This is a genomic window from Fictibacillus sp. UD, from assembly GCF_043558025.1.
GTDB lineage: Bacteria > Bacillota > Bacilli > Bacillales > Fictibacillaceae > Fictibacillus.
Genome location: NZ_JARUHH010000001.1, coordinates 474,990 through 486,495, shown reverse-complemented (window position 1 = coordinate 486,495; position 11,506 = coordinate 474,990). Strand labels below are relative to the sequence as shown.

The following is an 11,506-nucleotide window of genomic DNA, read 5'->3' as shown; positions in this document are numbered from 1 at the left end:
CTCCTTAAAAACTCTATTTTCCTCGTTTATAAAATGGTGAAGCAACAACTTTTGCTTTTAAGCGTTTTTGGCGAATCTGTACTTCCACTTCAGTACCTAGCTCTGTAAAGTCCTTTTCGAGCAAAGCAAGGCCTAAATTTTTCTTTAATGTTGGCGATTGTGTCCCGGTTGTAACTTCTCCAATCTTCACATCGCCCTTATATACTTCATAATGAGACCGCGGGATACCTTTATCGATCATCTCAATGCCGACAAGCTTCCTTGGCGCTCCATTTTTCTTTTGTTCTGCCAGTACTTCTTTGCCGATAAAATCTGCTTCTTTATCTGTTTTCACTGCGAATCCGATACCAGCTTCTATTGGAGTGATTTCTTTTGTAAGTTCTTGACCGTATAGAGCAAGTTTAGCTTCAAAGCGTAAAGTGTCACGCGCCCCAAGTCCAGCTGGGCGCAAGCCGTCTTCATGGCCCGCTTCAAGCAAAGATCTCCACAGCTTTTCTGCATGTTCAGTTTTTAAATAAATTTCAAAGCCATCTTCTCCTGTATAGCCTGTTCGAGAAACAAGGGCGGAGATTCCAGCCAGTGATACATCTTCTTTAAAACGGAAGAATCCGATCTCAGAAAGATCTGTATCTGTTAGCTTCTGTAAAATTTCTTCTGCTTTAGGTCCTTGGATTGCAAGCTGTGCATATTCAGGAGAAACATTTACAAGTTCTACACCTTCTGGCTTTTTGCTGTTTAACCATTCGAAATCTTTTTCAATATTAGAGGCATTCACAACGAGCAAGTAATCGTTTTCATCTCTTTTATAAATTAAAAGATCATCCACTGTACCGCCGTTTTCATAGCACATAGCCGTATATTGAGCCTGGCCGTTTTGAAGTTTAGAAACATCATTGGTCATCGTATATTGCAGGAACGATAATGCATTCGGTCCTCTTACATCAAATTCTCCCATGTGAGATACATCGAATAAACCTGCTTTTGTTCTAACAGCCTCGTGTTCCTCTTTAATGCTTGAGAACTGAACAGGCAATTCCCAACCACCAAAATCAATTACTTTTCCACCGTGTTCTTTGTATGTTTCGAATAGCGGTGTTCGTAACAATGTAGCCATGTGAATTCCTCCTTTTTCATACTTAAAAATTTTCGGACTTTTCTGGACAAAAAAAGGACAGAAAGACCCCTTAAAATGGGATCCTCTGTCCTGCAACCTGTAAGTTTCTCAAAATATCATTGAGTTTCTTCGTTGGTGGCTTTCATCTATTAAAAAGCACTCTCCAGAGATGCGTCTAGCAAGAGTCTTTTTGCCTGAGAGTTTCACAATTGTTTGCTCCTTCGGCGCCGCTAACGCAGTCTCTCCTCTTACTTTCATTCGCGAGTATGTTATTGTCCAAGGTCGCACATACTATTACTATGTTTACTACATTATTATCCTATCATTTTTACAAATGGAATGGCAACGAACTTTTTTAAAGAAAGGAAATCCGTTATGAAAATCGACGTTCAGTTTCAGCGAGATTGGCATGATGACTTTTTTAAGCGCGTGGAAGAAGATGGACCTTGGGCCAATTGGGAATTGTATAACTTAGCATTAGAGGCAGAACACCACCTGGCAATTCCTGATTTTCTAGGACTTCAAGCTCCAGATCATCTGCCACAGATGACTTTTCTGCCTCATCAGCTGGACGTTGCAACAACCGTTATAGAACAGATGAACGGAAAAGCAATTTTGGCAGATGAAGTTGGACTAGGAAAAACGATTGAAGCAGGATTAATATTAAAAGAATACATGATTAGACGACTGGCAAAAAAGATTCTAATTCTTGTTCCAGCTTCACTTGTTATTCAATGGACAAATGAATTAAATCAAAAGTTCTTTATCCCTGCTATTGCACAGAAAAAAGCTTACGTCTGGGAACAATGCGACGTTGTTGTATCTTCGATTGATACTGCTAAGCGCGCTCCCCACCGTGATATCGTGCTAAATCAGGATTATGATCTTGTTATTATAGATGAAGCACACAAACTCAAAAACAAAAAAACGAAAAACTATGAATTTGTACAGCTGTTAAAAAAGAAGTTCTGCTTGTTGTTAACAGCCACTCCCGTACAAAATAGAGTTGAGGAGATTTTTAATCTCGTATCTTTATTGAAACCTGGGCATCTAGGAAACAGAGAGAACTTTGATAAAGATTTTAAAGAAGATAAATCTTCGCTGAAAAATGAAGAAAAGCTCAAACAGCTTGTTAACAAGGTAATGGTTCGTAACAGAAGAGAAGAAACGGGACTAAAATGGCCGAAGCGGCTCGTCAAAACGATACCTATTACATTATCAAAAACCGAACGTGATCTTTACGATGAAATCTCCAAACTAAAGCGTGATCCATACTTTGAGAGAAGTAAGTTCTCTATCGTTACATTGCAGCGTGAAGCATGCAGTTCACGTGAAGCTGTTTTTTTAACACTCAAAAATATGCTGCAAAAAGAAGTTCCTACTACCTTGATGGAAAACCGAATTGTGGAATTGATGAAGAAAATTGAGTTGGTCGAACAAAACTCCAAAGCATTAAAAGCTTTAGAACTAATTCAATCCATTGATTCTAAGGTCATCATTTTTACAGAGTATCGTGCTACTCAATTGTACTTACAGTGGTTTTTGCAGCAGCATGGCATCTCTTCAGTTCCGTTTAGAGGCGGATTTAAAAGAAGTAAAAAAGATTGGATGACTCATCTCTTTAAAACACGTGCTCAAGTATTGATTGCAACTGAAGCAGGTGGAGAAGGAATTAACCTTCAATTCTGTCAGCACATCATAAACTATGATCTGCCATGGAACCCCATGCGGATTGAGCAGCGTATCGGACGTATCCACCGTATCGGTCAGCAAGGTGATGTTCATATCTACAACTTTGCAACTCAAAACACAATTGAAGAGCACATTTTAAACCTGCTATACAACAAAATTAATCTATTTGAAAGTGTTATCGGAGAGCTAGATGAGATCTTAACAAAATTTGAGATTAAAAATATTGAACGTCATATTGCAGATATCATGAACACGTCTGATAGTGAAGGTGAGATTCGAGTGAAGATGGACAACCTTGCTTCCTTAATCAACCTCGACGGCGGAATAAAACAGAAAGGATGGGAAGAGCATGCAGCAGCACGAGATACATCGCTTTCTTGAACGATATTTTGATGCAAATGAATGCCGAATCTTAGAAAAGAACTTTAGTTATATGAAAGTTCAATTGACCACAGAACTAGACAAAGTTTTAATGAATCGCCCGTTCTACTGGCATTATCTTGAGAAAACCGGCGGTACACCTAATCCTATGACGTTGACACTCGTAACAGGACAACAGCAAGCACCTGATGGGAAAGGTGAGTTTATCCATTTTGGATCACCACGGCTGCACCAAATATTCGGCTCAACGAAAAAGCTTGCATCTTTTATTCGCCTATATGAGTCCGTTCCCCAACAAGGTGCACAAGTGCCGCTGCAGCCATGGCTCTGTCTGAACGTTAAAGTAACCTATCAATGCGATCAAAAGAAAGATCGAGTGCTTTCTTATGGGATTCAATTGATCAATGGAACGATTGAAGATCAATTTCATACGCGTCTTCAAAAAATGTTATTAACGAAACGAATACCAGACTTTTGTTATACACTTTCTCCATTTATTAAGCCTCAGAGTGCAATTAAAAGATTGGAGAACAAAATCCAAGAAGTGATTGATGCAGATGACCACACTTGGGCAGAAGATGCGAGGAACCGTTGGAAAGAAGATCAGGATTTATTGGAGAGCTTTTACGAGGATTCTCTTACAAAACCAGATGCCTATCATGTAGAGAAAGAAGCACTCCGTACACAATACGAACCGAAAATTATCGTAGAGATCATTAACGGGGGACTCTTTTACCTTGCATGAAACATCAGAATAAAAATAAGAGCCAGGTTCTGTACCCGGCTCTTCCTTTTTCCAGCCAATCCCTATTTTCTTCTTTTTTTTCGAAATGCCAATCCAAGCCCCATCGGAACAACACCAAACAAATAAGTGAGCAAAGGCTCTCTTTCATTTTTTTTAGAAATTCGTCTTTCCTTTCTTACCGCTTTTGGTTCATCTAAATATTTTACAATTTTTTGCGTGAGAAATTTAATAACGTCAGTACCTGCAGCCATTGACAAAACTCCTTTTAAATAACAATCACTTCTTAGTTTTGTCCAATTGCTCCGTATTTAAACGATTTAATTTCTCGAGGATTTGATGACATACTTCTTCAGTTGTGAAATGATCAGTGACGATTTCGATATCACTTTTCTCATAATACTTGCTTCTTTCATGAAAAAGGGCTTGAACTTCTTCTTTCGTTCGAGTTAATAATATTGGTCGTTTGTTTCTTTCGTCTTCTTTCATCAGTCTATTCCACAGTACAGGAAAACTTGTTTTTAAATAGATGACGATTCCTTTACTTTTCATATAAGACAGATTTTCTTCCCTTACGACTGCTCCGCCTCCAGTCATTACTACAGCATGCTCCAGCGGCAGTTGTCGAATGGCAAGAGATTCATAATTTCTGAATGCTTCTTCACCTTCATTGTGGAAGATTTCTTTTATGGTCTTTCCTCTAAGTTTTTCAACGGTCGAATCAACATCATAAGGTGGAACTTCTAACTGCTTAGAGAGCTGTTTACCTACAGATGTTTTTCCACAACCCATAAATCCGACTAAGTATATGGTGTTCAAAATTTAACCCTCCACCCATTTTGTGACGCTCTTCTGCTTTACATTATAATACACTTTCACTCTTCTTGTATGCTGACGAGCTGTGACTGCGTCAATATTAAATACAACTTCCTCTTCTGAGATTTTTAAGGCAACTATTTTAATAAGACCTTCGTTCACATTCAATATGTGCTCTGAAGGGAAGTAAACAACATCATCTATCCATTCAGAAGCGCGATCAACGGCTTGCTGTAACAGACGAACCTGAAGCATTTGTTCTTCTTGCAAATAAACAAACTCGCGTTCAGTAAATACATTCTCTGTAACAAAACTAAAGAAGATCAGCATCATAAAACAAATTATTACAACAAGCGGATATACGAATCCCTTCTCACCCATTATTTCAACCTCCGAAATACACGCATTAGTTCTTTTCCTTTGGTATCAATAACAGTAACTTTCAAGGAAGTGTCAGACTGCTTTTCAATCAGCATCTCTTGAATATTTTGTACCCACACCTCATGTCCTAATCCATTCACTTGTTTACGGATAAGAGAATGATATTTTGTAAAACTTAGCACATCACCTGTCGTTTGAGTAATGTACAACCCGTTATTTCTTATTTCTACAGATTTCCCTTCCCTCACTTCCTTTCCTAGCATGGAAAGAAATACGCTTGTTTCTTCAAGTTGGATTGATGGAGGATGTTTCTGTATGGGGGAGAGCAGCAACGGAACAAGTGAGGCAAGTATTAGCATAACTCCAAGTGAAATAATAGCTTCGACAAAGGTATGACCATCTTTATGAAGAATCCGTTTAGTAAGAACTTGCACAGGTTGTGTACTCTTTATGGTTAGAACCATTAAACGTAATACATATTTCATACTCATCTGTAACACCTTTTCTTGTTTTTAACTCATATCGTATCCCACCTTGACTCCACTCTTTTTCTGTAGCTTCCTCTTGACCTTCACTATTTTTAGCAGCAGCTAGATCTACTTCTGTCATAGCATACAAGAGTTCTTTAGAGGCTTTTTGTTCTTGATTGGCCACATAGATAAACGGTAAACAAATAGAACACACTGCGGAAATCAGTAAAACACCCAACATAGCTTCGAGTAACAGATATCCCTTATTGTTTCGTAACATAAAACTTTCCTTTACCAATCTGGAAAACCATCTTATACGTACCATTTGCAGAATGAATGTAGATTGTTCCTGCTCGACTAATATTTCCGTATTGATTAAACTGAACTCTTAATAACATGGAAAAGCTTTCAAAACGTATGTGTTCTGGAAAAGCTCGTTTTAAAGGCTTTTTTAAAGCGTTGCCACTTACTTCATAAACGTGTTTTTCATTATCAATTGATAAAACATACATTCGATTTTCATTGATCGCTTTTTGCTGCATATGAACGATGTCTTTTTGAAAGGATCGTAAAAAATATTCGGTTTCCCTATTTTTCCGAAACGAATCAAACGCAGGATAAGCGATTGCACCAATTGTCGCAATTATCATTAGTACGATCATCATTTCGATTAAACTAAACCCTTGTTGGTTCCATGCCTTATGTTTCTGGTTACTCACTGCTCACACTAACGATTCCCTCGCTATCTATGACCAGCGGTCTTTTGTCAGGACACACTTTTGTATCAATGTACTTGTTAACAAATAAATCTTCTATTGTAGGAAGTACATTTTTCTCTGCTTCATAAGCTCCCACTTGTCCCTGTACTAAATCGATTGTTGCCTCACAGCCTAATGACTTTACAAGGCTGTTATTCTTCGTCATGCTTGGGAGCGCGATTAGCATGAGCACCGAAATAATAAGCAGAACAATCATCATTTCAATCAGTGTAAATCCTTGTTCATTCTTCATTCATAACCCTCCTTATAATGCTTCCATCAGTTTGAACATGGGCAATAACATAGAGGCAAACATGAGCAATACGAAGACACCTATCACAGCAAACAATATGGGTTGTATTTTCTGCAATGCGGAATAAATCATTTCTTCTAATTCACTAAAAATCCACTCTCCATATGAAGTCAATTCAGCACCTAACTCTCCATGTGCCTGACCGTATCGAACAATCTCCGCTAATTCCTTAGTGAAATATGGTTTTAACAGTAAAAGATCAGGCAGTGACTTTCCATTTAGCAATCCTTTTTGAAGCCGTTGACTTTCTTCTTTATAAAAGCCTTTGTTTAAATGCATTTCCATCACAACTAATGCGTCAGACACCGGCAAACCACTTTTTAACATCGTCCCGAAATTAACACTAAAAAAGTGCGAGTTGCTTAAGCGTAAAAATCTCTTACATAGCGGAAATTTCATTAATAAACTCATTTGTGTAGAATATTTAGCTTTCTTTTTAATGAAGTAAATGATGATCCAAGAGATCAAGCTAAGCACAAGAATAACAAAGCCTATTATCGGTATCATGCCTAAAAATGAAAGCATCCACGTTGTAAAAGTCGGAGTTTTAACATCTAATGAAGAAAAAAGAAGTGAAAATTGAGGAAATAAAAATTGATAAAACAGAATGCCTATCCATATTGTTAGAAATAACAAAAACAAGGGATACCTTAGGGCTTTGATTAGTCGCGCGTTCCATTCTGCTTTCTTTTTCATGAAGGTGCCGTTTTCGATTAAACTTTTCGTTAAATTTCCGTTAGTGCTATTAATTGATAAGGAACTCATTACTTCTTTGGGTAACTGAAGCGGTGTAAATACATCTTGGATCGAACCACCTGAAGCAAGAATTTCAAGCATATCATCTAGCAATACAAGCTTTTTTTGGGGGAGTTGTGCCTTTAAGAGCTCAATGCTCTTTTGAATAGAATAGCCCTGATCTAACAAATAACCTAGTTTATAAAGAAAAGTTCCTTGAGAAGCTCGTTTCCAGCCTCTAATCTTCAACTTAGGTCTCCCCTCCCATCCATTTTTCATAACTTTCCTTCGTAATAAATCCCGCTGACAATGCATGGTTAAAGTAATGAGAAAGGTTTTTATATATTGGCTTAACATGATTACCTTTGTTTAAAGCAAATTCTAACTCTTGATTACACAGCATTTCATAGATCCCAGCTCTCCTAAAGGTTCTAGCTTTAAAACAATAATCATAACAATCATCCCCGCAAAAACGACAAGGGATGGAGATAAGCCTTTGTGAAACTACACCCATTAAAGTTTGATTTAGTTCCCCCTCTTGAACACCGAACTCTCTAAGGCGTTCAATACAACCTATACAATCAGCTGCATGCATCGTTGACAATACGAGGTGGCCAGTTAAAGAAGCACGGATAACGAGTCTAGCCGTGGACTCATCCCTAATTTCACCAATCATAATCACATCAGGATCATGACGTAATAAAGATCTGAAACCTTCGCCATACGTTATACCAGCCTTTTCATTGATCTCCATTTGCAAAAAGGAGTCTACTTTACGTTCGACAGGATCTTCAAGGGTAACGACTTGCCGTTTATAGTGTTTTTGAAGGTAATGAAGCAAGGAGTAAAGGATTGTTGTTTTACCTGATCCAGTAGGTCCTGTGAAAAGTAATAATCCGCTAGATCTTTTAATTAGGGAGATTAGTTTTTGCAACACTTGAGGAAAAAGAGATAATTCATAAAGTGATAAGGTTTCTTGCTGAGGAAGTAAACGAATTACAAGAGATTCATTAAAAGCAGAAGGTATGGAAGAAAAACGAAGGTGCACATTTACATTATTTAGCATGACATCCATTGCGCCACTTTGAGGTTTGCGCTGTTCACCAATATCCATTCTTGCAGAGTATTTAAAATGAGCAATAAGTCGGGTGTATTCTTCCTGGGTAAGTGTTTTAAATTCAATAAGCCGATCATCTATTCGAAATTGAACGATCCCCCCTCTTTTGATTGGTATAAAATGAATGTCTGACGCCTTCTGTATTGAAGCCTCATGAAGGATGTTGGTGCCTAATATTTTTATCGGCAAGCATTATCAGCCTCCTTTTCTTTTGCTTTATAAAGTTTTCTTCCATCAAACGACAAATTCCTGCATTTTTTATAAAAAGAACGCATATAAATTTCGACACGGCTCATACTATTATTGTTGCATTGGGCTATAGCCAAGCGGTAAGGCAACGGACTTTGACTCCGTCATGCGTTGGTTCGAATCCAGCTAGCCCAGCCAAAAAAATAACACTCTTCAGATAAAGAGTGTTACGTTCAGGACACATGACTTGAAATGTGTTCTTTTTCCTTTGTTGAACATAATTTTTTCATGTCTCCGGGACTATATCCTGCGATCAGCTGTTTACCATCAGTTACTAAAGGCCGTTTTAAGAGCTTTGGATTTTTTGTTAATAATTTTAGAAGTTCATTTGTTGAAAGGTCATAAATATCAACATCTAGAGATTTGAAGGATTGGCTTCTTTTTGCCAAAATATCTTCTGTTCCGTACTTTGTTAGCTTTAACAGTTCTCTTAGCTCTTCAACAGATGGTGTTTCTTTAAAAAGATGTCTTTCATCAAAAGATACTTTATTTTGTTTAAGCCACATTTTAGCCTTTCGACACGAAGTGCAGCTGGGATAAGTGTAGAATGTAATTGAACTCATAAGACTCACTCCTTTTGGTTTACATTACCTTTAAAAGAGGCATAATAAACCAAAAAAAGCCTATTTTATTTAATTATCTTTTAATTGTGTATTTATCCGCTTACAATTGTCATTTACAAGAGAGTGGAAACTCATATATAATACTAAAGGATACAAGTATTGGCGAAAAAAGGAGGGGATACATATGTCAAGAATGTATAAAGTTTTAGGCTTTTGGACTGGAATCATTGGTGTCATGGCTTATCTTGGCGATATGCAAGACATGGCGTTATTGTTCTTAGGACAAACAATTATGTTCGTTTCATTAGGTTATTTGAACTTATCTGAGCGTATGTATATTTATATCTTTGGTGCTTATTTAACTGTTTTCTTTGTTGGATTTACATACTGGTCAACGTTTATGATGACTCCAGGAGCTGGCGGGGGTCACTAAGAAGTTCTCAACTGCAGCAATAGAAAAGCGGTCCGTGTTACACGAGGCCATTGAAAAACCGGTTGAATTTAACCGGTTTTTTTTAATCTTAGAAAAAAACAAGGGCTCCGCATGAAATTACTTGCGGAGCCCTTGTTTTTTGACCTTGCCTTTTCCTTTTTTATTCCATTAACTTCAAAATTATTTTGTCTGTGTTTGAGTTCACTGTTCATCGCTTCAACTTTGTACCGTTCTTTTGCCTTACTTATAAAGATTTCACTGTTTTGAAAGGCCTTTTGTTCTATATGTATGTTAGATTTAATGCTTACCGAATAAGTCTTACTTTTGGCTCCAGGTTTATAACACCCTTCTTGAATCCTTAACTTTTGTTTCTAAATCATCAGTTATCATCCACACGTATTTGATTCCTTTTTTATACCGAAAAGAAAAAAGATCAATCCAACTTGATAATAGCTGGTTTGATCCTTTTTTCATACTTACATGTTGGGATTGGAGCGTAAGGGTACTGACTCCTGCGGGACGAGTGGGACAGGTGAGACCCATAAAGGCGCGAAGCGGCATGGGGCTCACCGCCCGCCCCGCAGAAAGCATGTACCCTGGAGCGGAGATCCCCGCATTCAATTTTTTTATAGGGACTTTTTCATTAGCCCCGTTCTACACGGTCCGCTTTTTTTGTTGTTGTATGACTTGGAATCCATTCGCTAAGGTGCTGTCGAGTAAAAAGGAACGAATAGCGCGATTTCTTTTATGTTCGTATGAAAACGGGTCAGGATTATGAGTATCCTGTAAAAGTAACAATAAACCTTCTTTGAGCAGGAAGTCACCTTGATTCATAATCTCAAGCGTTTCAACCCTATATTGATAACCCGTCTTCTGTACTTGCTCCCAATCTATGTGATATGTAATATCCATTTTACCTGGATATGCTAAAGGATCGTTCTGCATTTGATGACGGTAGTAACCTCGAATACTTCCCTCTTTCAAGTAAGCATTATTCCATTCATCGCCACTGAGCCCATAATCAACAAAATATAAGCAAGATCCATTATCTGTCCATTCATATAATTCCTTTAACCATTGCAACATTTGAAATGAGACTTCTAATTCATTCTGTTTGTTTCGACTCTCAAAGATTTCATCTAAAGTTTGAAGCAAGGATCGATTCTCGACCTTTTTATACTCAAAGGAAAGTTCTCGATCTTTACTTTTTAAGGTAACACCTTTTTCATACCAGCCTTCTTTTTTGGACTTAAAGATCCGAAGCGGAAAAGCATCAAGAACTTCATTTGCAAAAATGATGCCTCTAAAGGATCGATATCCTTGTTTAAGTTCTTCAAAAGAACTTAAAATCGTTACAGATGTATCTACTAACGCTTCTTCTAACAACTTTCTGTGAAAGGGGCTTCGTTCTACAATTATATACTTTATAGGAGGTGTATGGTTGTTATTCCAAGCGGTTTGAATTTGCTGAGCGAAATGACCATTCCCTCCTCCAAATTCTACTACTACAGGGTCTAAGTTATTCTGCGTAATTTTCTTTACAAAGAAATCAGCCCAAACGGTTGCAAATACATCTGACACGAAACTAGACGTATAAAAGTCACCATTTCTTCCGATTTTCTTGTTATCGTTCATATAATAACCATCAGTAGGATGATATAGAGCGTACTCCATATATTCCTCCATTGTTAACCATTTGGTCTCTTCAAGTTTCTTATAAAGCAGAGACGTTAGCGACATTA

The 11,506-nt window shown here is 37.6% G+C and carries 15 protein-coding genes, 1 tRNA gene, 1 pseudogene and 1 riboswitch; of the genes and pseudogenes, 4 read left to right on the top strand and 13 right to left on the bottom strand.

Going from position 1 to position 11,506, the window contains the following annotated elements:
* Positions 1-13 precede the first annotated feature (13 nt).
* Positions 14-1,114 (bottom strand): glycine cleavage system aminomethyltransferase GcvT, encoded by a 1,101-nt coding sequence (gcvT, locus tag P8610_RS02505; protein ID WP_289495159.1) that lies wholly within the window; start codon positions 1,112-1,114, stop codon positions 14-16.
* A 172-nt stretch (positions 1,115-1,286) separates the two neighbouring features.
* Positions 1,287-1,372, bottom strand: a riboswitch (glycine riboswitch).
* Between the two features lie 117 nt (positions 1,373-1,489).
* On the opposite strand from gcvT, the gene P8610_RS02500 reads away from it, so the two are divergent.
* The gene (locus P8610_RS02500; protein ID WP_289497608.1) at positions 1,490-3,187 is read left to right on the top strand and encodes a DEAD/DEAH box helicase; all 1,698 of its coding nucleotides are present in this window, start codon (positions 1,490-1,492) and stop codon (positions 3,185-3,187) included.
* A complete protein-coding gene (locus P8610_RS02495) occupies positions 3,156-3,932 on the top strand; it encodes a YqhG family protein (RefSeq protein ID WP_289495158.1) in 777 nt (258 codons plus the stop codon). The genes P8610_RS02500 and P8610_RS02495 overlap by 32 nt, the downstream gene beginning before the upstream one ends.
* A gap of 62 nt (positions 3,933-3,994) precedes the next feature.
* On the opposite strand, the gene P8610_RS02490 is transcribed toward P8610_RS02495, so the two are convergent.
* From P8610_RS02490 to comGA, 9 genes are read right to left on the bottom strand one after another with little or no spacing between them, the layout of a single operon-like run.
* Positions 3,995-4,183: a YqzE family protein gene (locus P8610_RS02490; RefSeq protein ID WP_394602968.1), complete on the bottom strand. Its 189-nt coding sequence runs from the start codon at positions 4,181-4,183 to the stop codon at positions 3,995-3,997.
* Between the two features lie 25 nt (positions 4,184-4,208).
* Positions 4,209-4,748 (bottom strand): shikimate kinase, encoded by a 540-nt coding sequence (locus tag P8610_RS02485; protein ID WP_394602967.1) that lies wholly within the window; start codon positions 4,746-4,748, stop codon positions 4,209-4,211.
* A 3-nt stretch (positions 4,749-4,751) separates the two neighbouring features.
* A complete protein-coding gene (comGG, locus tag P8610_RS02480) occupies positions 4,752-5,126 on the bottom strand; it encodes a competence type IV pilus minor pilin ComGG (RefSeq protein ID WP_394602966.1) in 375 nt (124 codons plus the stop codon).
* Positions 5,126-5,611 (bottom strand): competence type IV pilus minor pilin ComGF, encoded by a 486-nt coding sequence (locus P8610_RS02475; protein ID WP_394602965.1) that lies wholly within the window; start codon positions 5,609-5,611, stop codon positions 5,126-5,128. The genes comGG and P8610_RS02475 overlap by 1 nt, the downstream gene beginning before the upstream one ends.
* The gene (locus P8610_RS02470; protein ID WP_394602964.1) at positions 5,544-5,876 is read right to left on the bottom strand and encodes a hypothetical protein; all 333 of its coding nucleotides are present in this window, start codon (positions 5,874-5,876) and stop codon (positions 5,544-5,546) included. The genes P8610_RS02475 and P8610_RS02470 overlap by 68 nt, the downstream gene beginning before the upstream one ends.
* Positions 5,860-6,315, bottom strand: coding sequence for a competence type IV pilus minor pilin ComGD (gene comGD, locus P8610_RS02465; RefSeq protein ID WP_394602963.1), 456 nt, complete (start codon positions 6,313-6,315; stop codon positions 5,860-5,862). Before comGD ends, P8610_RS02470 begins: the two co-directional genes overlap by 17 nt.
* Complete coding sequence (gene comGC / locus P8610_RS02460; RefSeq protein ID WP_394602962.1) at positions 6,308-6,607, bottom strand: competence type IV pilus major pilin ComGC; 300 nt, start codon at positions 6,605-6,607, stop codon at positions 6,308-6,310. The genes comGD and comGC overlap by 8 nt, the downstream gene beginning before the upstream one ends.
* Positions 6,608-6,619: 12 nt before the next feature.
* Positions 6,620-7,651, bottom strand: a complete 1,032-nt coding sequence (gene comGB / locus P8610_RS02455) for a competence type IV pilus assembly protein ComGB (RefSeq protein WP_394602961.1) — start codon at positions 7,649-7,651, stop codon at positions 6,620-6,622.
* Between the two features lies 1 nt (position 7,652).
* Positions 7,653-8,708, bottom strand: coding sequence for a competence type IV pilus ATPase ComGA (gene comGA, locus P8610_RS02450; protein ID WP_394602960.1), 1,056 nt, complete (start codon positions 8,706-8,708; stop codon positions 7,653-7,655).
* 123 nt (positions 8,709-8,831) lie between these two features.
* On the opposite strand from comGA, the gene P8610_RS02445 reads away from it, so the two are divergent.
* Positions 8,832-8,906 (top strand) — tRNA-Gln (locus P8610_RS02445).
* A gap of 35 nt (positions 8,907-8,941) precedes the next feature.
* Here P8610_RS02445 and P8610_RS02440 read toward each other — a convergent pair.
* The gene (locus P8610_RS02440; RefSeq protein WP_394602959.1) at positions 8,942-9,331 is read right to left on the bottom strand and encodes a Spx/MgsR family RNA polymerase-binding regulatory protein; all 390 of its coding nucleotides are present in this window, start codon (positions 9,329-9,331) and stop codon (positions 8,942-8,944) included.
* Positions 9,332-9,515: 184 nt separating this feature from the next.
* On the opposite strand from P8610_RS02440, the gene P8610_RS02435 reads away from it, so the two are divergent.
* Complete coding sequence (locus P8610_RS02435) at positions 9,516-9,764, top strand: DUF2626 domain-containing protein (RefSeq protein WP_066242314.1); 249 nt, start codon at positions 9,516-9,518, stop codon at positions 9,762-9,764.
* Positions 9,765-9,832: 68 nt separating this feature from the next.
* Here the strand turns inward: P8610_RS02435 and P8610_RS02430 are convergent.
* A pseudogene (locus tag P8610_RS02430) lies at positions 9,833-10,117 on the bottom strand (hypothetical protein); the annotation flags it as partial.
* A 301-nt stretch (positions 10,118-10,418) separates the two neighbouring features.
* On the bottom strand, positions 10,419-11,504 hold the full coding sequence (locus P8610_RS02425) for an SAM-dependent methyltransferase (RefSeq protein ID WP_394602958.1): 1,086 nt from the start codon (positions 11,502-11,504) through the stop codon (positions 10,419-10,421).
* Positions 11,505-11,506 lie beyond the last annotated feature (2 nt).

Bases quoted from the DNA above. Each gene is read 5' to 3' on its own strand.
- P8610_RS02435 (WP_066242314.1), top strand. From the start codon at position 9,516: ATGTCAAGAATGTATAAAGTTTTAGGCTTTTGGACTGGAATCATTGGT.
- P8610_RS02495 (WP_289495158.1), top strand. From the start codon at position 3,156: ATGCAGCAGCACGAGATACATCGCTTTCTTGAACGATATTTTGATGCA.
- comGG (WP_394602966.1), bottom strand. From the start codon at position 5,126: ATGGGTGAGAAGGGATTCGTATATCCGCTTGTTGTAATAATTTGTTTT.
- P8610_RS02425 (WP_394602958.1), bottom strand. From the start codon at position 11,504: ATGTCGCTAACGTCTCTGCTTTATAAGAAACTTGAAGAGACCAAATGG.
- gcvT (WP_289495159.1), bottom strand. From the start codon at position 1,114: ATGGCTACATTGTTACGAACACCGCTATTCGAAACATACAAAGAACAC.
- P8610_RS02440 (WP_394602959.1), bottom strand. From the start codon at position 9,331: ATGAGTTCAATTACATTCTACACTTATCCCAGCTGCACTTCGTGTCGA.
- P8610_RS02500 (WP_289497608.1), top strand. From the start codon at position 1,490: ATGAAAATCGACGTTCAGTTTCAGCGAGATTGGCATGATGACTTTTTT.
- comGC (WP_394602962.1), bottom strand. From the start codon at position 6,607: ATGAAGAATGAACAAGGATTTACACTGATTGAAATGATGATTGTTCTG.
- P8610_RS02490 (WP_394602968.1), bottom strand. From the start codon at position 4,183: ATGGCTGCAGGTACTGACGTTATTAAATTTCTCACGCAAAAAATTGTA.
- P8610_RS02475 (WP_394602965.1), bottom strand. From the start codon at position 5,611: ATGAAATATGTATTACGTTTAATGGTTCTAACCATAAAGAGTACACAA.
- P8610_RS02470 (WP_394602964.1), bottom strand. From the start codon at position 5,876: ATGTTACGAAACAATAAGGGATATCTGTTACTCGAAGCTATGTTGGGT.